This is a genomic window from uncultured Stenotrophomonas sp., assembly GCF_963519125.1.
In the GTDB taxonomy this organism is placed as follows: Bacteria; Pseudomonadota; Gammaproteobacteria; order Xanthomonadales; family Xanthomonadaceae; genus Stenotrophomonas.
Window position 1 is genome coordinate 118,690 of sequence record NZ_CAUQLJ010000010.1, and the last position, 23,132, is coordinate 141,821.

At 66.5% G+C, this 23,132-nt stretch carries 21 protein-coding genes; all 21 read left to right on the forward strand.

Annotated features, from left to right (window positions below):
* Positions 1-11 precede the first annotated feature (11 nt).
* The 21 genes from RYM47_RS10730 (at position 12) to RYM47_RS10830 (ending at position 22,806) form a co-directional block, all read left to right on the forward strand.
* On the forward strand, positions 12-695 hold the full coding sequence (locus tag RYM47_RS10730; protein ID WP_049436369.1) for a flagellar hook capping FlgD N-terminal domain-containing protein: 684 nt from the start codon (positions 12-14) through the stop codon (positions 693-695).
* Positions 696-727: 32 nt separating this feature from the next.
* Positions 728-1,951 (forward strand): flagellar hook protein FlgE, encoded by a 1,224-nt coding sequence (gene flgE, locus RYM47_RS10735; RefSeq protein WP_315387800.1) that lies wholly within the window; start codon positions 728-730, stop codon positions 1,949-1,951.
* 32 nt (positions 1,952-1,983) lie between these two features.
* Positions 1,984-2,736 carry a flagellar basal body rod protein FlgF gene (locus RYM47_RS10740; RefSeq protein ID WP_315387802.1) on the forward strand — a complete coding sequence of 251 codons (753 nt, stop codon included), beginning with the start codon at positions 1,984-1,986 and terminating at the stop codon, positions 2,734-2,736.
* A 105-nt stretch (positions 2,737-2,841) separates the two neighbouring features.
* Entirely contained in the window at positions 2,842-3,627 is a 786-nt protein-coding gene (gene flgG / locus RYM47_RS10745; RefSeq protein WP_068851734.1) for a flagellar basal-body rod protein FlgG, read from the forward strand.
* 23 nt (positions 3,628-3,650) lie between these two features.
* The gene (gene flgH / locus RYM47_RS10750; protein WP_315387804.1) at positions 3,651-4,343 is read left to right on the forward strand and encodes a flagellar basal body L-ring protein FlgH; all 693 of its coding nucleotides are present in this window, start codon (positions 3,651-3,653) and stop codon (positions 4,341-4,343) included.
* Between the two features lie 7 nt (positions 4,344-4,350).
* The gene (locus RYM47_RS10755; RefSeq protein WP_315387805.1) at positions 4,351-5,487 is read left to right on the forward strand and encodes a flagellar basal body P-ring protein FlgI; all 1,137 of its coding nucleotides are present in this window, start codon (positions 4,351-4,353) and stop codon (positions 5,485-5,487) included.
* Positions 5,487-6,704: a flagellar assembly peptidoglycan hydrolase FlgJ gene (flgJ, locus tag RYM47_RS10760; RefSeq protein ID WP_315387806.1), complete on the forward strand. Its 1,218-nt coding sequence runs from the start codon at positions 5,487-5,489 to the stop codon at positions 6,702-6,704. Before RYM47_RS10755 ends, flgJ begins: the two co-directional genes overlap by 1 nt.
* A gap of 8 nt (positions 6,705-6,712) precedes the next feature.
* The gene (gene flgK, locus RYM47_RS10765) at positions 6,713-8,590 is read left to right on the forward strand and encodes a flagellar hook-associated protein FlgK (RefSeq protein ID WP_315387808.1); all 1,878 of its coding nucleotides are present in this window, start codon (positions 6,713-6,715) and stop codon (positions 8,588-8,590) included.
* Entirely contained in the window at positions 8,587-9,792 is a 1,206-nt protein-coding gene (gene flgL / locus RYM47_RS10770) for a flagellar hook-associated protein FlgL (protein ID WP_315387810.1), read from the forward strand. Before flgK ends, flgL begins: the two co-directional genes overlap by 4 nt.
* A 242-nt stretch (positions 9,793-10,034) precedes the next feature.
* Entirely contained in the window at positions 10,035-11,213 is a 1,179-nt protein-coding gene (locus RYM47_RS10775) for a flagellin (protein ID WP_315387812.1), read from the forward strand.
* Positions 11,214-11,407: 194 nt separating this feature from the next.
* Complete coding sequence (locus RYM47_RS10780; protein ID WP_315387813.1) at positions 11,408-12,637, forward strand: flagellin; 1,230 nt, start codon at positions 11,408-11,410, stop codon at positions 12,635-12,637.
* Between the two features lie 193 nt (positions 12,638-12,830).
* Positions 12,831-14,072, forward strand: a complete 1,242-nt coding sequence (locus RYM47_RS10785; protein WP_315387814.1) for a flagellin — start codon at positions 12,831-12,833, stop codon at positions 14,070-14,072.
* Positions 14,073-14,291: 219 nt separating this feature from the next.
* A complete protein-coding gene (locus RYM47_RS10790) occupies positions 14,292-15,512 on the forward strand; it encodes a flagellin (RefSeq protein ID WP_315387815.1) in 1,221 nt (406 codons plus the stop codon).
* Between the two features lie 192 nt (positions 15,513-15,704).
* Positions 15,705-17,063, forward strand: coding sequence for a flagellar filament capping protein FliD (gene fliD, locus RYM47_RS10795; protein ID WP_315387816.1), 1,359 nt, complete (start codon positions 15,705-15,707; stop codon positions 17,061-17,063).
* A 104-nt stretch (positions 17,064-17,167) separates the two neighbouring features.
* Positions 17,168-17,584 (forward strand): flagellar export chaperone FliS, encoded by a 417-nt coding sequence (gene fliS / locus RYM47_RS10800; RefSeq protein ID WP_315387818.1) that lies wholly within the window; start codon positions 17,168-17,170, stop codon positions 17,582-17,584.
* The gene (locus tag RYM47_RS10805) at positions 17,584-17,901 is read left to right on the forward strand and encodes a hypothetical protein (protein ID WP_315387820.1); all 318 of its coding nucleotides are present in this window, start codon (positions 17,584-17,586) and stop codon (positions 17,899-17,901) included. Before fliS ends, RYM47_RS10805 begins: the two co-directional genes overlap by 1 nt.
* Positions 17,898-18,482, forward strand: coding sequence for a PilZ domain-containing protein (locus tag RYM47_RS10810; protein ID WP_315387822.1), 585 nt, complete (start codon positions 17,898-17,900; stop codon positions 18,480-18,482). Before RYM47_RS10805 ends, RYM47_RS10810 begins: the two co-directional genes overlap by 4 nt.
* A 139-nt stretch (positions 18,483-18,621) precedes the next feature.
* A complete protein-coding gene (locus RYM47_RS10815; RefSeq protein WP_102945480.1) occupies positions 18,622-19,254 on the forward strand; it encodes a response regulator transcription factor in 633 nt (210 codons plus the stop codon).
* Between the two features lie 265 nt (positions 19,255-19,519).
* Positions 19,520-20,929 carry an RNA polymerase factor sigma-54 gene (gene rpoN / locus RYM47_RS10820; RefSeq protein WP_315387824.1) on the forward strand — a complete coding sequence of 470 codons (1,410 nt, stop codon included), beginning with the start codon at positions 19,520-19,522 and terminating at the stop codon, positions 20,927-20,929.
* A gap of 12 nt (positions 20,930-20,941) precedes the next feature.
* Entirely contained in the window at positions 20,942-21,322 is a 381-nt protein-coding gene (locus tag RYM47_RS10825) for a response regulator transcription factor (RefSeq protein WP_315387826.1), read from the forward strand.
* Entirely contained in the window at positions 21,319-22,806 is a 1,488-nt protein-coding gene (locus tag RYM47_RS10830; RefSeq protein ID WP_315387828.1) for a sigma-54 dependent transcriptional regulator, read from the forward strand. The genes RYM47_RS10825 and RYM47_RS10830 overlap by 4 nt, the downstream gene beginning before the upstream one ends.
* The last annotated feature ends 326 nt before the right edge of the window (positions 22,807-23,132 follow it).

Here is a 23,132-nt window from a genome sequence, read left to right on the forward strand (position 1 = left end):
CGGATACCGCCATGACCACCGCCGTCAACAACCAGACCAGCCAGGACGTCTATTCCGCGCTGGGCCTGAACGCTCCGAACAGCAACGCCACCAAGAAGAAGAACACGCTGGACCAGGCCGATTTCCTGCGCCTGATGACCGAGCAGCTGCAGCACCAGGATCCGCTGAAGCCGATGGACAACACGCAGATGGTTGCGCAGATGGCACAGATGTCCACCGTGCAGGGCATCACCGATCTGAACAAGACGGTGAAGGGCTTCCAGGAGTCGATGGCCAGCGACCAGGTGCTGCGTGGCGCTGCGCTGGTCGGCCACCAGGTACTGGTGCCATCGGAAAAGCTGGTGCTGGAAAAGGAAGGCAACGTCGAGGGCACGGTGGCCGCACCCTCGGCCGGCATCATCACCGTGGACATCACCGATGCCAACGGCACCAAGGTCACTTCGCTGAGCGTTGAAGCCAAGGCCGCCGGCGAAACCGCGTTCCAGTGGGACGGCAAGGACGCCAACGGCAAGCGCATGGAACCGGGCAAGTACTCGGTCGTCGCCAACCACGTCGACACCGCCGGCAAGAGCACCAAGCTGTCCACCTACGTACAGGCACCGGTGGAGAGCGTGACCGTCGGTTCCGACGGCCTGTACCTGAACCTCAAGGGCCTGGGCACGGCCCCGATCGACTACGTGCTCCGCGTCAGCTGAGCCGCACACCCCGTACTTATCAGGAGCATCCCATGGGCTTCAATGTCTCGCTGTCCGGCATCAATGCCGCCAATTCCGACCTGAGCGTTACTGCCAACAACGTCGCCAACGTCAACACCACCGGCTTCAAGGAATCGCGCGCCGAGTTCGCCGACCTGTTCTCGGCCACCAGCTACGGCCTGTCCAAGAATGCGGTGGGTTCAGGCGTGCGCCTGACCAACGTGGCCCAGCAGTTCTCGCAGGGCAACAACGAACAGACCGGGCGCAGCCTGGACATGGCCATTTCCGGTGAGGGCTTCTTCACCATGAACATGAACGGTGCACGCGTGTACTCGCGCGCCGGCAACTTCCAGACCGACCAGGCCGGTTACGTGACCAACCCGCAGGGCGCACGCCTGCAGGTGTTCGCGCCCAATGCCGACGGCACCAGCTTCGACAGCGGCCGCCTCACCGACCTGCAGCTGCTCACCACCGACAGCCCGCCCAAGCAGACCGGCAAGGTCAACGTGGCCTTTACCCTTCCGGCCAACGCAACCCAGCCGACCGTGACCCCGTTCGACCCGACCGACTCCAACAGCTACAGCGAGTCCACCGGTGGCGTCACCGTGTATGACTCGCTCGGCGTGAGCCACACCCAGACCTCGTACTTCGTCAAGACCGCTGCGGTCAACGAATGGCAGGTATACAACTACGTGGACGGCCAGGCCGTGGGTACGCCGACCACGGTGGCGTTCAACAACGCCGGCGCGCTGACCAACCCGGCCAACGGCCAGATCGTGATGGACCCGTTCACCCCGACCACCGGCGCGGGCACCCTGGCGATGACCCTGGACGTGACCGGTTCGACCCAGTACGGCGAGAAGTTCGCCCTGCGCAACACCCAGCAGGACGGGTATGCGGCCGGCAAGCTCAACGAGATCACCGTGTCCGAGGAAGGCGTGGTCTATGCCCGCTACACCAACGGCGACGACAAGCCGCTGGGCCAGGTCGCCCTGACCACCTTCAACAATTCGCAGGGCCTGGAAGCCAAGGGCAACAACCTGTGGGTGGAAACCTTCAGCTCCGGCACCCCGCGCACCGGCGCACCGGACAGCTCCAACCTGGGCAAGGTCCAGGCCGGCTCGCTGGAATCCTCCACGGTCGACCTGACCGAGCAGCTGGTCAACATGATCACCGCCCAGCGCAATTTCCAGGCCAACTCGCAGATGGTCTCGACCATGGACCAGATCACCCAGACCATCATCAACATCCGTTGATGAGCCACTGACCGCAGCTCGGGACTATCACGATGGACAAGGCGCTCTACGTTGCGATGACCGGTGCACGTGCGTCCCTGCAGGCGCAGGGCACGCTGTCGCACAACCTGGCCAATACCGATACGCCCGGCTTCAAGGAAGCGCTGGCCAACACCGAGGCGTTCCCGATCAAGGGCACCGGCTTCGCCTCGCGCGTGGACGCCCTGCACGTGGACGCAGGCTTCAACCGCCGCCAGGGTGCGCAGCAGATCACCGGCAACGCACTGGACCTGTCGCTCGACCAGGGCAACTGGCTGGCGGTGCAGGCCCCCACCGGCGGCGGCGAGGCCTACACCCGTGGCGCCGCGCTGTCGATCACGCCCAATGGCCAGCTGGTCACCGCCGGCGGCCACCCGGTGCTGGATGAGAACGGCGCGCCGATCGCGGTGCCGCCGCACCAGGCGATGGACATCGGCAACGACGGCACCATCTCGATCATCCCGCAGGGCGAAGGCCCGCAGACCATGGCGGTGATCGGCCGCCTGCGCGTGGTCCAGGCCGACGATGCGCGGCTGGAGCGCGGGCTGGACGGGCTGATGCGCAACACCGACCCGCAGCAGCCGTTCGTGCAGGCCCAGGGCAAGTCGCTGGACAGCGGCCAGCTGGAGGGCAGCAATGTGGACGCGGCCGGCGCACTGGTGCAGATGATCCAGCTGCAGCGCCAGTACGAAATGCAGGTGAAGGTGATCAAACACGGCGACGACAACGCCCGCAGCGCCAACTCGCTGCTGCGCCTGGGCAGCTGACCGACGCCCGCGACGTAAACCCGGCGCGGTTCTGGCACGCGCCATGCATCAGTCAGAACGACGGTCGCCCCATGCGGCCACCCGCACCAATACAGGAACAACGCCATGAACCAGGCATTGTGGATCGCAAAGACCGGACTGGACGCGCAGCAGACGCGCATGTCGGTGGTGTCCAACAACCTCGCCAACACCAACACCACCGGCTTCAAGCAGGACCGTGCCAGCTTTGAAGACCTGTTGTACCAGCAGGTGCGCCAGCCTGGCGGTTCGTCCTCGGCGCAGACCCAGTTGCCGACCGGCCTGCAGCTGGGCACCGGCGTGCGCGTGGTGGCCACCTCGAAGAACTTCGAGCAGGGCAGCCAGCAGCAGACCGGCCGCGCGCTGGACGTGATGGTCAACGGCCGCGGCTTCTTCGAAGTGCAGATGCCCGATGGTTCCTCGGCCTACACCCGTGACGGCTCGTTCCAGCGCAACCAGCAGGGCGAACTGGTCACCAACAGCGGCTACCCGGTGCAGCCCGGCATCCAGATCCCCGAAGGCGCGCAGTCGCTGACCATCGGCACCGACGGCACCATCAGCGTGAAGATGGCCGACGACGCCGCCTCGGTCGAGATCGGTGCCCTGACCCTGACCGACTTCGTCAATCCGGCCGGTCTGCAGGCGCGCGGCGAAAACCTGTTCCTGGAAACCACCGCCTCCGGCCCCGCGCAGAACGGCAACCCCGGCCTCAACGGCCTGGGCAGCGTGGTCCAGGGCGCGCTGGAAGGCAGCAACGTCAATGTCGTGGAAGAGCTGGTCTCGATGATCGAAACCCAGCGCGCCTACGAAATGAACGCGAAGGCCATTTCCACCACCGACTCGATGCTCGGTTACCTCAACAACAACGTCTGATCGGTTTGAACCGGGACCCCGCCATGCTGCTTCTCACCCCTGCCCTTCGCCTGCTCTCCGCCGCCAGCGTGGTCGCCCTGCTTGGCGGCTGCGTGATCGCCGGCGACGTCCGGCCGTACCCGGCCATGGCCCCGGTGGTTCCCGTGGTCGCACCGAGCGCCCCGGCCACCGCCGGCGCCATCTACGCCGCCGGCCCGGGCCTGCAGCTGTACTCGGACCGTCGCGCGCGCGATGTCGGCGACCTGCTGACCATCACCCTGACCGAAAGCACCACCGCGCAGACCACCGCCAACACCAGCACGGACAAGGAGTCCAACCTTGCGTTGAGCACCCCGACGCTGCTCGGCGCGCCGGTCACGCTGGGCGGCAAGGACATCCTCAGTGCCACCGCGTCCGGCAGCCGTGACTTCACCGGCAAGGGCACCAGCGCGCAGAGCAACCGCCTGCAGGGCAGCGTGACCGTGACCGTGATGCAGCGCCTGCCGAACGGCAACCTGGTCGTGCAGGGGTCGAAGAACCTGCGCCTGAACCAGGGCGATGAGCTGGTGCAGGTGCAGGGCATCGTGCGCTCGGCCGACATCTCCCCGGACAACACCATTGCGTCCAGCCGCGTGGCCGATGCGCGCATCGTGTACGGCGGTCGCGGGCCAGTGGCGCAGTCCAATGCGATGGGCTGGCTGAGCCGGTTCTTCAACTCGGCGCTGGTGCCGTTCTGAGGTGGGTATGAAGAACTTTATTTCGATCGTTTTCGGCCAGCGAGGCAGGGCCTCGCTCTACCTCCTTGCCGCTACGTTTGTGCTGATGTCGTCGGCCCATGCGGAGCGCATCAAGGACCTGGCCCAGGTCGGCGGCGTGCGCGGCAATGCGCTCGTGGGCTACGGCCTGGTGGTGGGCCTGGATGGCAGCGGCGACCGCACCAGCCAGGCGCCGTTCACCGTGCAGAGCCTGAAGAACCTGCTCGGCGAGCTGGGCGTGAACGTGCCCGCCAACGTCAACCCGCAGTTGAAGAACGTGGCCGCAGTGGCGATCCATGCGGAACTGCCGCCGTTCGCCAAGCCGGGCCAGCCGATCGACATCACCGTGTCCTCGATCGGCAATGCGGTGTCGCTGCGCGGCGGTTCGCTGCTGATGGCGCCGCTGCGCGGTGCCGACGGCCAGGTCTACGCCATCGCCCAGGGCAACCTGGTGGTCGGCGGCTTCGGCGCGCAGGGCAAGGACGGCTCGCGGGTCTCGGTCAACGTGCCCAGCGTCGGCCGCATTCCCAACGGCGCTACCGTTGAGCGCGCCCTGCCCGACGTGTTCAGCGCCGGCGGCGACATCACCCTGAACCTGCACCAGAACGATTTCACCACCGTCTCGCGCATGGTCGCCGCGCTGAACAACGCGTTCGGCGAAGGTGCCGCGCGTGCGGTGGATGGCGTCACCGTCGCGGTGCGCTCGCCCACCGACCCCGGTGCCCGTATCGGCATGCTGGCGCGTATCGAGAATCTCGAACTCACTCCCGGCAGCGCGCCGGCCAAGGTGGTGGTCAACTCGCGTACCGGCACGGTCGTGATCGGGTCGCAGGTCCACGTGGGCGCCGCGGCGATCTCGCACGGCTCGCTCACCGTGACCATCAACGAGAACGCCAACGTCAGCCAGCCGAACGCGCTTGCCGGCGGCCAGACCGTGGTTACGCCGCAGTCGACCATCACCGCCACCAACGATGGCAGCCGCATGTTCAAGTTCAATGGCGGCAGCACCCTCGATGAGATCGTGCATGCGGTCAACGCCGTCGGCGCGGCCCCGGGCGACCTGATCGCGATCCTGGAGGCGCTCAAGCAGGCTGGCGCACTCAGTGCCGAGCTCGAGGTCATCTGATGCGCATCCAACCGTCGCTGGAACTCAACCCGGCCCAGGCCAACAGCCCGGCCAAGGTCGACAAAGTCGCGCGCCAGCTCGAGGGCCAGTTCGCGCAGATGCTGGTCAAGAGCATGCGCGATGCCAGCTTCGGCGACTCGCTGCTGCCAGGCGAGAACACCATGTTCCGCGACATGTACGACCAGAAGATCGCCGAAGCGATGACCCGTGGCCGTGGCCTGGGGCTGTCGGCAATGATCTCGCGCCAGCTCGGCGGCGGCGAAGGCGAAGCGGCCAAACCCACCGACACTACGCTCAACCCCAACGCCGCGCTGCGCGCCTACCGGCTCAACGCGCCGGCCGCAGCGCCGATGGCGCTGCCGACCAGCGACGCAATGCCCGCCGGCACCAGCGAAGTGGACCTGCTGCAGAAGATGAGCGGCGGTGCTCCGTCTGCGGTGCTGCAGCCGATGGAACGCGCGCTGGACCTGATCGCCGGGCGCGAAAGCAGCCAGATGCACGATGCGATCGGCCGCAGCGATGCCTACGGCGCGATGCCCTCGCAGGATGCCGCCAGTGCCGACTGGGCGATGGCCGACGATCGCTGGAGCAATGTGCGCAACGCCGGCACCGCACCTGGCGCGGTCGACACGCTCGCCGCCAGTACCGCTGCCGCGCAGCTTGGCCCGCACACCCCGGAAGGCTTCGTGGCCAGCATCTGGGGCCATGCGCAGCAGGCCGCCCGCGAACTCGGCGTGGACGCCAAGGCGCTGGTCGCCCAGGCCGCGCTGGAAACCGGCTGGGGTCGCAAGCTGGTGCAGCGCAATGGCGGCGGCAGCTCGCACAACCTGTTCGGGATCAAGTCCACCGGCTGGAGCGGCGAGCGTGCCACCAGCGGCACCCATGAATATGTCGACGGCGTGCGCCGTAACGAAACCGCGAGCTTCCGCGCCTACGGCTCGGTCGGCGACAGCTTCGCCGACTACGTGAAACTGCTCAAGAACAGCCCGCGTTACCAGAATGCCCTGCAGGCCGGCAGCGACGTGCGCGGATTCGCGCAGGGCCTGCAGCGCGCCGGTTATGCCACCGACCCCCGCTACGCGGCGAAGATCGCCGCGATCGCCGGTGGCCCGACCATCGAGCGCGCCATCGCCGCCGTGGACGACGCCGGCCAGCGCCTGGGCCGCACCTTTGCCAGCACCGCCAGCCCTGCCGGGCTGGGGGCAATCCGTCGTTGAGGTAACCCATGTCCGTACTTTCCACCGGCACCAGCGCCCTGCTCGCCTTCCAGCGCGCACTGGCCACCACCAGCCATAACGTCGCCAACATCAACACGCCCGGCTACAGCCGGCAGAAGGTGGACTTCGCCACCGCCACCCCGCAGAACCTGGGCTACGGCGATATCGGCAACGGCACCCGGATCTCCGACGTGCGTCGCGTCGCCGACCAGCTGGCGATCTCACGGCTGCTCGACAGCAGCGGTGAACTGGCGCGGTTGAAGCAGCTGTCTACCCTGGCGGACCGCGTGGATTCGCTGTTCTCCGACACCGCCACCAATGTGTCCGGCGTGTGGTCGAACTTCTTCGATACGGTCAGCGGCCTGTCCTCGAATGCCTCGGGCACTGCCGACCGGCAGAACCTGCTGGACAACGCCGGCACCCTCGCCAGCCGCTTCAAACAGCTCAATGAAAGCCTCAACTCGCTCAATGGCGAGGTCAACAACGGCCTGATCGCCGGTGCCTCCGAAGTGAACCGGCTGGCCGCCGAGATCGCCCAGCTCAACGGCGCCATCGGCAGCAACGCCAACACCGCCGCACCCGACCTGCTTGATCGCCGCGACCAGCTGGTGGCCAACCTGATCGGCTACACCGGCGGGACCGCCGTGATCCAGGACGGCGGCTTCATGAACGTCTACACCGCCGGCGGCCAGGCCGTGGTGGTGGGCACCAGCGCGAGCAAGGTCACCACGGTCACCGACCCGTACCAGCCCGAGCGCCTGCAGCTGGCCATGGAAACCCAGGGCCAGAAGGTGACCCTGGACCCGAAAAGCCTCGGCGGCCAGATCGGTGGCCTGCTGGAATTCCGTAACAACGTGCTGACCCCGACCCAGGCCGAACTCGGCAAGCTGGCCGTGGGCCTGGCCAGCAGCTTCAACGAAACCCATCACCAGGGTGTCGACCTGTACGGCAACATGGGGGCGGACTTCTTCAACTTCGGCAGCCCGCGCGTCACCGGCAACACCGGCAACACCGGCTCGGCCAGCGTGAGCGCGAGTTTTGGCGACCTGTCCAAGCTGGACGGCCAGAACATCGTGCTGAAGTTCGACGGCGGCACCTGGCAGGCCACGCGCGCCGACACCGGTGCCGCGGTGCCGATGACCGGTACCGGCACCACCGCCGACCCGCTGGTACTCAACGGCGTGGAGCTGGTGATGTCCGGCACCCCGGCGCAGAACGACCGCTTCCTGCTGCAGCCCACCGCCGGCGTGGCCGGCAGCCTGTCGGTGGCGATCACCGACACCTCGCGCATTGCCGCTGCAGCACCCGTCAAGGCCGCCGCCGGGCTGTCCAATACCGGTACCGGGAAGGTGAGCGGCGTGGCCGTGACCGACTACACCAACGCGAACCTGCGCAACCCGGCCGCCATCGTCTTCACCAGCGCCACCGAGTACACCGTGGATGGCGCCGGACCGTTCACCTACACCGCCGGGCAGACCATCAGCGCCAATGGCTGGAGTTTCGTGCTGGATGGGGCGCCCAAGGTCGGCGACAGCTTCAACATCAGCCCGACCCCGGCCGGGTCGAGCGACAACACCAACGCATTGCTGCTGGCCAAGGTTGAAGACGCCAAGACCTTCAACGCCGGCACGGTGACACTGAACGGCGCACTGGGTGGCCTGACCACCCTGGTCGGCTCGGCCGCACGTGCCGCCGACTATTCGCTGCAGGCCCAGCAGGTCATTACCGACCAGGCGCAGGCCTCGCGCGATTCGGTGTCCGGGGTCAACCTGGACGAAGAAGCCGCCGACATGCTCAAGCTGCAGCAGGCCTACCAGGCCGCCTCACAGCTGATCTCCACTGCCGACACCATGTTCCAGACCATCCTGGGAGCCGTTTCGCGATGAACAACCGCATTTCCACCGGGATGATGTTCAACCAGTCCATCTCGATGATGATGGCCAAGCAGAGCAAGATGAACCACCTAGAGCAGCAGCTGGCCACCGGCAAGAAGCTGGTCAGCGCCAAGGACGATCCGGTCGCGGCGGGCACTGCGGTCGGGCTGGACCGCGCCGTAGCCGAGCTGGACCGCTTCGCGCGCAACGGCGACGTGGTGGAGAACCGGCTGGGCCTGCAGGAAAATGCGTTGGCCCAGGCCGGCGACATGATGGCGCACATCACCGAGCTGACCATCCAGGCCAACAACCCGGCCCTCTCCGCAGCCGACCTCAAGTCGATCGCCTCGGAACTGAAGAGCGTGCGCGACGGCCTGCTGTCGCTGGCCAACAGCACCGACGGTACCGGCCGCTACCTGTTCGGTGGTACCGATGACGCCGACGCGCCGTTCAAACTCGCCAATGGCGTGGTCACCTACAACGGCGACCAGACCCAGCGACAGGTGGAAGTAGCACCGGACACCTTCGTCAAGGACGCCCTGCCCGGCAGCGAGATCTTCCTGCGCATCCGCACCGGTGACGGCAGCCTGGACGGCAGCGCCGCCGCGACCAACGCCGGTACCGGCGTGCTGACCACCTTCGGCAAGGACGCCGCATCCGGCAACTGGGATGGCGCCAGCTACACCCTGCGTTTCACCGGCCCGGACGCGTATGAAGTGGTCGATGCGACCAACACCGTGGTCAAGAGCGGCGCCTTCAAGGCTGGCGAAGACATCACGTTCGAAGGCGTTTCGATGCGTATCGAAGGCGAACCCAAGGCCGGCGACAGCTTCGGGATCGGCAGCGCCGGCGCCCGCGACATCTTCTCGACCCTGGACGGCATGATCAGCGCACTCGACAACGCCGCCGATGACCCGACCGCCGTGGCGCGCCAGCAGAACATCCTGCAGGCGGGCATCCGCGACGTGGCGCGCGCCTCGGAGAAGTTCATCGACGCCCGCGCCGCCGGCGGCGCCCAGCTGAAGGCGATCGACGATGCCGGTGCGCTGCGCGACGCCAACGGCGTGACCCTCAAAACCACGCTGTCGGCGATGCGCGACCTGGATTACGCCGAAGCGATCGGCCAGTACCAGTTGGAGCAGATTTCGCTGCAGGCCGCCCAGACCATCTTTACCCAGATGCAGCAGATGTCGTTGTTCAACGCCATCCGATGACGTCACGCGCGCCGGGCTGAACGCCCCGCGTTACAGGCAATTCCGCGCGTCCGGACAACCTCCGGGCACGCGCAACCACCGACCATCACCCTGCCCGGGTGATGTTTTCTGCGTATTTTTTCTCAAGCCCCCGGGCAAGCCGCCGTTATCTCTCCTGCAACAACTGCATCCGACTCGGGTGCGGTCTCTGCGTCAGTCCGGGTGCACGCCGCGGCCGGAACTCGCCCACAGGAAAGAGAAAAATGGCACAAGTAATCAATACCAACGTGATGTCGCTGAATGCTCAGCGCAACCTGTCGACCAGCGGTTCCAGCCTGGCCACCACGATCCAGCGCCTGTCCTCGGGCCTGCGCATCAACAGCGCCAAGGACGACGCGGCCGGCCTGGCCATCTCCGAGCGCTTCAGCACCCAGATCCGTGGCCTGGACGTTGCCGTGCGCAACGCCAACGACGGCATCTCGCTGGCCCAGACCGCCGAAGGCGCGATGGTCGAAATCGGCAACAACCTGCAGCGTATCCGCGAACTGTCGGTGCAGTCGGCCAACGCCACCAACTCCGACAGCGACCGTGAAGCGCTGAACGCCGAAGTGAAGCAGCTGACCTCGGAAATCGACCGCGTTTCGCGCCAGACCAACTTCAACGGCACCAAGCTGCTGGACGGCTCGTTCTCCGGCGCGCTGTTCCAGGTCGGTGCCGATTCGGGCCAGACCATCGGCATCAACAGCATCGTCGACGCCAGCACCGCCAGCCTGGGCAACGGCAAGTACGCCGCCACCCAGACCAGCACCGCCGCCATGTACGGCGATGCTGCCGCTGCGGACGGCAAGGTCACCGCCCTGAAGCTGAACGGCGTGGACATTGGCGACGTGTCGTTCAAGGCCGGCGAATCCGCCCTTGAAGTCGGCAAGAAGACCGTCAATGCCCTGAACGACAAGATGGACCAGACCGGCGTGTACGCCTCCATGGACAGCGCGGGCAAGCTCACCCTGACCTCGCTGAAGTCGGACAAGGCCTTCGAATTCACCGCAGGCACCACCACCGACGCCGACCTCGCCCCGGCATTCGCCGGCATTTCGGCGACCAAGGTCGACGCTACGGTCAGCGACACCGTCAGCGGCGTGGATATCTCCAGCGTTGCAGGCGCACAGCGTGCCCTCTCGGTGGTCGACGACGCCCTGAAGGCGGTCAACTCCTCGCGCGCCGACATGGGTGCGATCCAGAACCGGTTCACCTCCACCATCGCCAACCTCGGCACCACTTCGGAAAACCTGGCGGCTTCGCGCAGCCGTATCCGCGACACCGACTACGCCAAGGAAACCGCCGAACTGACCCGCACGCAGATCCTGCAGCAGGCCGGTACCGCGATGCTGGCCCAGGCCAACCAGTCGCCGTCCAGCGTGATGAGCCTGCTGAACGGTTGATTCCACCCGCTGTTGCGTGACGAAAAACCCTGCTCCGGCGGGGTTTTTCTGCTTGCCTGCAAAAAAACAAGGGCACTGGCCCTAAAGGTTCGCGACGGGGTGTCGTTAATGATTTCAACCAGGGCACATCGCCCATTGCCTCCCCCGGGGCACCCCATCCAGACGGCACTACCTTCTCATCCAGGAGCACGGAAATGGCACAAGTCATCAACACCAATGTGATGTCGCTGAACGCACAGCGCAATCTGTCGACCAGCGGTTCCAGCCTGGCCACCACCATCCAGCGCCTGTCCTCGGGCCTGCGCATCAACAGCGCCAAGGACGACGCGGCCGGCCTGGCCATCTCCGAGCGCTTCAGCACCCAGATCCGTGGCCTGGACGTTGCCGTGCGCAACGCCAACGACGGCATCTCGCTGGCCCAGACCGCCGAAGGCGCGATGGTCGAAATCGGCAACAACCTGCAGCGTATCCGCGAACTGTCGGTGCAGTCGGCCAACGCCACCAACTCCGACAGCGACCGTGAAGCGCTGAACGCCGAAGTGAAGCAGCTGACCTCGGAAATCGACCGCGTTTCGCGCCAGACCAACTTCAACGGCACCAAGCTGCTGGACGGTTCGTTCTCCGGTGCGCTGTTCCAGGTCGGTGCGGATTCGGGCCAGACCATCGGCATCAACAGCATCGTCGACGCCAGCGCCAGCGCACTGGGCGGCGCCAAGTTCGACAAGGGCAGCTTCGCGATCGGTGCCGGTGCGACCAACAGCGACGTCAAGATCAGCGGCATGGAAATCACCGGCGCCGACGGCAAGGCGTACACGCTGTCGGACATCAACGTGAAGGCCGGCGCCGACACTGCCAGCACCCAGAAGGCCACCGCCGCCGCCATCGCCGCCGCGATCAACGAAAAGATGGACCAGACCGGCGTCTACGCCGAGACGGCCGCCAACGGCACCATCAACCTGACCTCGGTGCAGAACAGCGTCAACGACAAGGGCGTGTTCAACGCCATCGACGTCGACTTCGGCACCCTCGACTCGGGCACCGCCGTTACCCTGCCCGCTACGGCCTACGCCCCGAGCGACGCCACCGCACAGGCCGCGCTGAAGATGAACTTCGCCGCCGACCTGGACATCTCCAAGGTCGCCGGCGCCCAGCAGGCCCTGTCCATCGTCGACAAGGCACTGACCGCGGTGAACTCTTCGCGGGCCGACATGGGTGCGATCCAGAACCGCTTCACCTCCACCATCAACAACCTGGGCACCACCTCGGAAAACCTGTCGGCTTCGCGCAGCCGCATCCGCGACACCGACTACGCCAAGGAAACCGCCGAACTGACCCGCACGCAGATCCTGCAGCAGGCCGGTACCGCGATGCTGGCCCAGGCCAACCAGTCGCCGTCCAGCGTGATGAGCCTGCTCCAGGGCTGATCCCCGGCCATCCGGCGTCCAGGAAACCCCGCTTCGGCGGGGTTTTTTTGTTGACAAATGCAGAAAAAGGCCTCGCCGGGCCTAAAGGTTCCCGCCGGCGTGTCGTTAATGACTTCAACCAGGGCACTTCGCCCGTTGCCCGAGCCGGGCAACCCACTCAACCCGCATCACCTTCGCACCCCGGAGCACGGAAATGGCACAAGTCATCAACACCAATGTGATGTCGCTGAACGCACAGCGCAATCTGTCGACCAGCGGTTCCAGCCTGGCCACCACCATCCAGCGCCTGTCCTCGGGCCTGCGCATCAACAGCGCCAAGGACGACGCGGCCGGCCTGGCCATCTCCGAGCGCTTCAGCACCCAGATCCGTGGCCTGGACGTTGCCGTGCGCAACGCCAACGACGGCATCTCGCTGGCCCAGACCGCCGAAGGCGCGATGGTCGAAATCGGCAACAACCTGCAGCGTATCCGCGAACTGTCGGTGCAGTCGGCCAACGCCACCAACTCCGACAGCGACCGTGAAGCGCTGAACGCCGAAGTGAAGCAGCTGACCTCGGAAATCGACCGCGTTTCGCGCCAGACCAACTTCAACGGCACCAAGCTGCTGGACGGTTCGTTCTCCGGTGCGCTGTTCCAGGTCGGTGCGGATTCGGGCCAGACCATCGGCATCAACAGCATCGTCAACGCCAGCGCCGGCTCGCTGGGCGGTTCGCAGTTCGACAAGAACTCGCTGACCGTCGCTGCTGCCGGCGTGACCGCAGGCCAGGGCCTGAAGATCACCGGCATGAAGGTCACCGGTTCGGACGGCAAGGCGATCGACCTGGGCACCATTGAAGTCAAGGCGACCGGCACCACCGCCGCCGACATGCAGGGTGCGGCCGCCAAGGCCGTGGCTGCTGCCCTCAACGAAAAGATGGACCAGTCCGGTGTCTACGCCGAAGTCGACAAGACCGACGCGACCAAGGTCAACCTGACCGCGATCAAGGACAGCACCGATTCGGCTGGCGCCTTCAAGGCCTTCACCGTGACCGCCGGCACCTGGACCGACACCGCCGCCACCCCGGCGACCAAGACCGCACCGACCTTCACCGCGTCCACTGCCGCCCCCACCACCAAGAGCTACGCGGCAGGCCTGGACATCTCCTCGGTGGTCGGTGCCCAGCAGGCCATCGACGTGGTCGACAAGGCGCTGAAGGCGGTGAACTCTTCGCGCGCGGACATGGGTGCGATCCAGAACCGCTTCACCTCCACCATCGCCAACCTCGGCACCACCTCGGAAAACCTGTCGGCTTCGCGCAGCCGTATCCGCGACACCGACTACGCCAAGGAAACCGCCGAACTGACCCGCACGCAGATCCTGCAGCAGGCCGGTACCGCGATGCTGGCCCAGGCCAACCAGTCGCCGTCCAGCGTGATGAGCCTGCTCCAGGGTTGATCCGGGCAGAACCTGCGTGAACGGAAAGCCCCGCGAAAGCGGGGCTTTCTGCATTCATGGCCGCGTCGAAAAACCGCGTTTTCCAGCGTCTATCGGCTAAAGGTTGTTGACATTATGTCGCTAATGATTTCAGCCAGCACATGACATGACGCATGGCACCTCCGCAAGGAGCGAACACCTCTTCCACCCGGCGACATCATCGCCACCAGGAGCAAGACAATGGCACAAGTCATCAATACCAACGTGATGTCGCTGAACGCCCAGCGCAACCTCTCCACGAGCGGTTCCAGCCTGGCCACCACCATCCAGCGCCTGTCCTCGGGCCTGCGCATCAACAGCGCCAAGGACGACGCGGCCGGCCTGGCCATCTCCGAGCGCTTCAGCACCCAGATCCGTGGCCTGGACGTTGCCGTGCGCAACGCCAACGACGGCATCTCGCTGGCCCAGACCGCCGAAGGCGCGATGGTCGAAATCGGCAACAACCTGCAGCGTATCCGCGAACTGTCGGTGCAGTCGGCCAACGCCACCAACTCCGACAGCGACCGTGAAGCGCTGAACGCCGAAGTGAAGCAGCTGACCTCGGAAATCGACCGCGTTTCGCGCCAGACCAACTTCAACGGCACCAAGCTGCTGGACGGCTCGTTCTCCGGCGCGCTGTTCCAGGTCGGTGCCGATTCGGGCCAGACCATCGGCATCAACAGCATCGTCGACGCCAGCACCAGCAAGCTGGGCAGCGGCGCCTTCGCCGGCGATTACGTGGGTACCAGCCTGGCCACCGCCGACGCCGCCACCGCCGACACCACCTACACGGGCCTGCAGATCTCCTACACCCCGAAGGGCGGCACCGCGCAGACCGTCACCATTTCCGACTTCACCGTGAAGTCCGGCCAGTCGATCACTGCCGCCACCGCTGCAGCGATCAACGAAAAGATGGATACCACCGGCGTGTACGCCTCGGTCAAGAGCGGCGTGATCACCCTGGGCGGCATCAAGGACGGCCAGGCCTTCGACGTCGCCTACGGTGGCACCGCCACCGCCGGCGCCACCGTCGCCAGCGCGGCCGGCCTCGGCCTGACCGAAACCAGCACCGCGGCCAACAGCGGCACGGTTTCGACCACCAAGACCTCGGTCGGCGACCTGAACATCAGCTCGGTGGCTGGCGCGCAGCGTTCGCTGGCGATCGTCGACAACGCCCTGAAGGCGGTGAACTCCTCGCGCGCCGACATGGGTGCGATCCAGAACCGCTTCACTTCCACGATCGCCAACCTCAACACCACGTCCGAAAACCTGTCGGCATCGCGCAGCCGTATCCGCGACACCGACTACGCCAAGGAAACCGCCGAGCTGACCCGCACGCAGATCCTGCAGCAGGCCGGTACCGCGATGCTGGCCCAGGCCAATCAGTCGCCGTCCAGCGTGATGAGCCTGCTGAACGGCTGATCCCGGTCTTTCACGTGGAACAGGGAACCCCGCTTCGGCGGGGTTTTCCTTTATGGCACGGCAGTTGCATCCGTATCTGCATCCGCACGCCCGCCGACCCGGCAGGCGGGCTCAAGCCTTCACGTTCCGGGCCGATAACACCTGCAGGAAGCGCAGGCAGGTGCGTGCCCACTCCAAGACAGGACAGCAGACATGGCGATTGGCAGCATTGGTACCGGCCTCGATATTCCCACCCTGGTGGCCCAGCTGGTCGCCAAGGAGCGCGAGCCGCAGGAAAACCAGATCAACAGCGCCGGTACCGCTGCCAGTGCCAAATTGTCGGCACTGGCCACCCTGACCAGTGGCATGACCAACCTGCAGTCCACCCTGGCCAGCCTGATCAAGAACGCCGACAAGCCGTCGTTCAAGGCCAGCACCATCACCGACTCGAATTTCAGTGCCACCATCGACACCAGCGAAGGCGCCGCATCGGCCTCCGCCGGCACGCATCAGGTGGAAGTCAAATCGCTGGCACAGGGCCAGAAGCTCAGTTCCGGCGCGTTTGCCAAGGACGCGGTGGTCGGTGACGGCACGCTCACCATCGCTTACGGCGACAAGACCCTGGAAGTCACGGTCAATGCCGACAGCAAACTCAGCGACATCGCCGCCGCCATCAACAAGGCCGCCGGCGGCAAGGTCGTCAGCGCCAGCGTCATCACCGCCGACGATGGCCAGCACCTGATGCTGAGCGCCGTCGACAGCGGCCTGGCCGGTGCGGTCAAGATCACCGCGTCGGGCGGCAATGGCGGGCTGGACGCGTTGACCTACGACGGTACCGCCGGCTCGCCGATGACCCAGACCGTCGAACCCAAGGATGCGGTGGTCATCGTCGACGGCTTCACCCGCACCTCCAGTTCCAACACCATCAGCGACATCATTCCCGGTGTGAACCTGACCCTGACCAAGGCCGGTACCGAGGTCGGCAAGACCCAGACCCTGACCATCACCCGCGACAACACGTCGGTGAAGGCGGACATGGCCACCTTCGTCACGGCGTACAACGCCATGAACACCGCACTGAAGTCCACCAGTGCCTACAACACCACCAGCAAGACGGCCGCCGCCCTGACCGGCGACGCCATGGTGCGTGGCCTGCAACAGCAGCTGCGCAGCCAGTTCAGCACCAACGTCAATGCGCTGAAGGAAATGGGGGTCACCCTGGCGGCTGATGGCAGCCTGGCGGTCGACACGGCCAAGATGGAAACCGCCATCGGCAAGGACCCCGATGCCGTGGCCCGCCTGTTCGGCAAGGACGGCGCCATCGCCAAGCCGATGGACACCCTGATCAAGAGCAACCTTGACAAGGAAACCGGCACCCTGACCCAGCGCACCAATTCGCTGAACAAACAGATCAAGGATCTGGAAACCCGCCTGGACGCGCTCGATGCGCGCATGGAAAAGGTTTCCGACCGCTACACCAAACAGTTCACCGCCATGGAGACGCTGGTCACGCAGATGCAGACCACCAGCGACAGCCTGACCCAGGCGCTGGCCAAGAAGACCAGCAGCTGAGCCGGCGCGCCATAGCGCTCAAGTTTCCACCTGGCTTCGCCGATATTGATGGCAGCACCCACCACCTGATGTTGGCGTGGGTCGGCCCCGAGGAGAAATACCCCATGTACGGTTCCAGCCGTCAGTACGCAGAGCAGTACCGCAAAGTCGGCGTATCCAGCGCCGTCAATGATGCCGACCCGCACAAGCTGGTTGCGATGCTGCTGTCCGGCGCCTGCGAGCGCATCCGCCTGGCCGAGGCCTGCCTGGAGCGCAACGACCAGGCTCGCAAGGGCAAGGCGATCGGCGAGGCCTGCGCGATCGTGGGCCACCTCAACGGCTCGCTCGACCACGAAGCCGGCGGCGATATCGCGGGCAACCTGTCGGCGCTGTACGACTACGTCATGCAGCGGCTTACCGATGCCAATCTCCACAACGATGGCACCGCGCTGCAGGAAGCGCTGCAGCTGCTGGGCGAGATCGACGCCGCGTGGAATGCGATCCCGCACGACCAGCGCCAACCCGCTGCGGCAGGCGCCTGATGCACGCCCCCCCGCCCGGTCCGGACCTGCTGCAGCCGTTGCATGACGCGCTGGACGAGCTGGCGCGCGCGGTCGAAGGGGACGACCACGACCTGACCCAGCGCCTGATGGACGCCTACGATGGCCAGGTGCGGTACTACCTGGACCAGTACGATGCCCGCATCGATGCCGGCTCGCTGCGTGGGCTGATCGCCCGCCAGCAGCAGGTCAGCATCCGCATGGCCAGCCGTCGCGACGAGGCCGGCAGCCACCTCACCGCCGACCGACGCGCCGTTCGCGCGTCGCTCGCCTACCTGCGGGCAGAATCCCTCTCATGAGCGAACAGCGCCCCAGCGAAATCCATCATCCGGCTGAAAGCGAGCTGTTCGATGAAACGCTGAGCTGCGATCTCGCCCTGCCGGCCGAATTCCGCCTGGGCAGCGCGGTGATCCGCCCGGGCAGCGCCGAAACCCTGCTGCGCAGCGTCGCCCTGGTCGAAGACGCGCGCGTCGACGACGGCCATGACGAGCGCGGCGACAGCGCCCAGCTGCAGCGCCTGGAAGCGAAGCTGGACCTGACCATGGTGCTGCTCGGCCGGCTGGTCCGACAGAGCACCCAGGAACTGGACCTGCGCCCGCTGCGCTGGTCGCGCCGCGGCATCCGCCTGGAGCTGGGCAGCCGCACCGGCGCCCAGACCGGCAGCCTCGGCGTGATCCGCCTGCAGCCCTGCGACTGGCTGCCCGACCACATCGAGCTGCCCGTGTCGATCCTGGCTGAGGCGGCCAGCGGCGCCGGCTCCTGTTTCCTGTGGCTGCGCTTCCAGCCGATGAGCGAGGCGCTGGAAATGGCGCTCGAGCGTCACCTGTTCAGGCTGCACAGAAGGCAGGTCGCAGAAAGCCGGCGGTCACGGGACGGCTGACCGGTAGAGCCGGGCTCTGCCCGGCTCAAGACGGACCCTCATCGTTCAAATGCCGGGCAGAGCCCGGCTCTACCGCTTGGCTCCCGCCCCTGCGTCGGGTAATGTGAAGAACTTCTTGACCTTCACACCCATCCTGCCCGTGCGCGTTCTCATCGTCGACGATCACACCCTGGTCCGCGCCGGCCTCAGTCGCCTGCTCCAGGGCTTTGCCGACGTGGACGTGGCCGCCGAGGCCAGCAACGCCGAGCAGGCCCTGCAGATGGCGCTGCTGCATTCACCCGATGTGATCCTGATGGACCTCTCCCTGCCCGGCCGCACCGGACTGGAAGCGCTGAGCGACATCCTGGTGCGTGCCCCCGGCACCCGCGTGGTGATGATGACCATGCACGACGACGCCGTGCACGTGCGCGATGCGCTGGACCGCGGCGCGGTCGGCTTCGTGGTCAAGGACGCCGCCCCGCAGGAACTGGAACTTGCCCTGCGCGCCGCCCATGCCGGGCAGGTGTTCCTGAGCCCGCAGATCTCGGCCAAGATGCTGGCGCCGATGCTGGGCAAGGAAAAGCCGGTGGGCGTTGCCGCATTGTCGCCACGCCAGCGCGAGATCCTGCGCCAGATCGGCAAGGGCGAAAGCAACAAGGAAATCGCCGCTGACCTCGGCATCAGCGTCAAGACGGTGGAAACCCATCGCGCCCGCATGATGGAGTCGCTCGGCTGCCGCCGCGCCAACGACCTGCTGCTGCTGGCCGCCCGTCACCAGCACGAGCTGGAATAAACGGCGACGGTTCCCCGACACCGGACAGGCTCCGCACCCGTCGCCGTCGGAATTCTGAATCGCAGCCCCCTCGCCCGCCCACGCAACCACAAGGGTTCCAGCGGCAAGCAGCGTCAAAGAACTGGAATACGGTAGGGAATCTCCCTACACGCTGTCGGGAACCTGACGACCCCACTCAGGAACCCCCTGATTTCCCCCTCAAGGGATCACAAGCAAGATGTGTTCCATAACGCACCGGGGACACGGTGCGACGGGGAACACCGCAATGAAGCCGACCATGTCGACCCAGCTGGGTCAGCAGCTCCACCTCACGCCGCAACTGCTGCAGTCGATCCGACTGCTGCAGCTGGACGGCATGCAGCTGGAGCTGGAGATCCGCCGTGCCTTGGAGACCAACCCGTTGCTGGAGCTGGAAGAAGCGCCGGCGCAGGAATCGGCGACCACCGACGAAGCCGGCACCACGGTGGACGTGGCGGCCTTCGATGAGCTGCCCGAACCGGCGATGTGGGACGTGGCCGGTGCCAGCTGGCACGACGGCGACGATGATCGCCTGCAGCGCATTGCCGCCGACGAGTCCAGCGACCCGCAGCTGCGCGCCCTGCAGCGCCTGTCGCTGGAACTGGACGCACGCGACCTGGCCGTCGCCCGTTTCTGGCTGGAGCACTGCGACGACGCCGGTTACCTGGACGCGCCGCTGGCGCAGCTGACCCTGCTCGCCAGTGCGCACTGCGATGTCGACGCCGCCGGCGTGGAAGCGGTGCGCCAGCAGATCCTGCACGGCGACCCCGCCGGCCTGGCCGCGCGCGACCTGCACGAGTGCCTGTCGGTACAGCTGCGGGCCCTGCACGGCCGCGTGCCGGCCCGGCACCTGGCCCAGCGCGTGCTGGACAACGGGCTGGAGGCGCTGGCCGCGCACGACTACCCCGCCCTCGCCCGCCAGCTCGACGCCGAAGTGGCCGACATCCACGAAGCGGTTCGCCTGATCCTGTCGCTGCAGCCGCGCCCGGGCGACAGCCTGCTGCCGGACAGCACCGGCGCGGTCATTCCCGACGTGGTCGCCTGGCACGCCGACGGCCAGTGGCGCGTGGCGCTGAACCCGGCCACCAGCCGCCGCCTCAGCATCAACCCCACCTATGAGAACGCCCTGGCCGATGCCGGCGACAGCGCCCAGCCGCTGCGCGACATGCTGCAGGAAGCGCGCTGGCTGACCCGCGGCCTCTCGATGCGCTACGACACCCTGCTGCGCACCACCCGGGTCATCATCGAGCGCCAGGCCGGTTTCCTGACCCGTGGCGAGGAGGCGATGGCACCGCTGACCCTGAAGGAAGTAGCCGACGCCATCGGCATGCACGAGTCCACCGTTTCGCGCATCACCACCGGCAAGTACCTGCAGACCCCGCGCGGCACCCTGGAGCTGAAGCACTTCTTCGCGGTGCGGCTGGAAGGTGCCAGCGTCTCCGGCCAGGCCGTGAAGGCCATGGTCCGCCGCCTGATCGACGCCGAGCCGGCCGGCAAACCGCTGGCCGATGAAGCCATTGCAGGACTTCTGTCACGCCAGGGGGTGAATATTGCCCGCCGAACCGTTGCAAAATACCGCGAACAACTGGACATCGCGCCGGCCCGTGAACGCCGCCGGCACAGTGCCCGCACCCCGCTACTGGCCCGGGTGGGCTGAGGAAGTACACACATGAACAAGCTCACCGTACTGCTGGTGGACGACCACGAAGGTTTCATCAACGCGGCCATGCGCCACTTCCGCAAGGTCGAGTGGCTGCACGTGGTCGGCAGTGCCGGCAACGGCCTGGAAGCCATCGAGCGTTCCGAAGCGCTGCGTCCGCAGGTGGTGCTGATGGACCTGGCCATGCCGGAGATGGGCGGGCTGCAGGCCACCCGGTTGATCAAGAGCCAGGACGACGCGCCCTACATCGTCATCGCCAGCCACTTCGATGACGCCGAACACCGCGACCACGCCCTGCGGGCCGGTGCCAACAACTTCGTCAGCAAATTGTCCTACATCCAGGAGGTCATGCCGATTCTGGAAGGATTGAAGCCGGAGGCCACGCCATGAGCGAGTCGCGCATCCTGGTGCTGGACAACGACGCCGTGCGCGCCGAGCGCACCGTCAGCCTGCTGGAATTCATGGACTTCAACCCGCGTTGGGTCGCCGACCCGGCCGACTTCGACACCCGCCGCCACCGCGCCACCGACTGGATGGCGGTGATCATCGGCGGGCTGGAGCCGGGCGAGCGCAGCGAAGCGCTGTTTGCCTGGGCCGGCCAGGGCGCGCTGCCGCCGCCGGTGATGCTGATCGACGGCGACGCCGGCGCGTTCGCGCAACGCCACGGCCTGCATGAAGCCAATGTGTGGTCGCTGGAAGCCCCGCTGCGCCACGCCCAGATGGAAGCGCTGCTGCGCCGCGCCAGCCTGAAGCGGCTGGACGCCGAACACCAGGCCGGCGCCGTGCAGGAACAGGGCCCGACCGGCGACGGTGCGGCGGTAAGCGCATTGCGCCAGATGATCGAGCAGGTCGCCGCGTTCGACACCACCGTACTGGTGCTGGGCGAATCGGGCACCGGCAAGGAAGTGGTCTCGCGCTCGATCCACCAGCGCTCACCGCGTCGCGATGGCCCGTTCGTGGCCATCAACTGCGGTGCCATTCCGGCCGACCTGCTGGAAAGCGAACTGTTCGGTCACGAAAAGGGTGCGTTCACCGGTGCGCTGAGCGCGCGCAAGGGCCGTTTCGAAATGGCCGAAGGCGGCACCCTGCTGCTGGACGAAATCGGCGACATGAGCCTGCCGATGCAGGTAAAGCTGCTGCGCGTGCTGCAGGAGCGCAGCTTCGAGCGCGTCGGCGGCAACCAGACCATCCGTTGCAACGTGCGTGTGATCGCCGCAACCCACCGCGACCTGGAGTCGCGCATTGCCGACGGCAAGTTCCGCGAGGATCTGTTCTACCGCCTCAACGTGTTCCCGATCGAAGTTCCGGCGCTGCGCGAGCGCGCCGAAGACCTGCCGGCACTGGTCACCACCATTGCCGGCCAGCTGGCCCGCACCGGTCGTGGCGAAGTGCGTTTCAGTCCTGAGGCGCTGCAGGCGTTGGCCGCCTACGAATGGCCGGGCAACGTGCGCGAACTGACCAACCTGGTGGAGCGCCTGGCGGTGCTGCATCCGGGCGGCAGCGTGCGTGTGCAGGACCTGCCGGCGAAGTATCGCGGTGATTTCGCGGTCGCCGCACCGGTGCCGGCAGTTGCCCCGGACGCGGGCAGCGACGAGCGCTTGGACCTGCGCAGTTTCTCGTTCCATACCCCGGCGGCCGGTGCGGCTGCGGCTGCGGCGAATCCGGGAGAACGTGCGCCGGCCCTGCCTGATGCGGGACTGGACCTGCGCAACCACATGGCCAGCATCGAATTGACGCTGATCAACGAGGCGTTGGAGCGTACGCAGGGCGTGGTTGCGCATGCCGCGCAGCTGCTTGGGCTGCGTCGCACCACGCTGGTGGAAAAATTGCGGAAGTACGGAATTGAGCGGGACCAGGCAGAGCTGGCTGGTTGATGTACGTGTAAATCGCGCCCCGTATCGATGCGTTTGGATCGGGGCGCCTGACGCGCGGCTCCGGAACCTATAAACGTCGGTTACATGCCGACAACCGACGACCTGCGGTCTTCGGACGCTTGCGCCGCGCTGCGCGCGGTCGCCGGGCAGAGCCCGGCGCTACGAATTGCTACGGGCGCAGGTGAGGCATGGATACGGCGGCGCGGGCTTCGGCCACATCGCGCTGCCCTTCACCTCGCCGTGACGGCCCCGGGAATAGCGTCGCCCACAGCCGTGTGCTGGGGCTTCAAAAACACGCTCCGGCTACGGGGAATCGGGGGATTCAC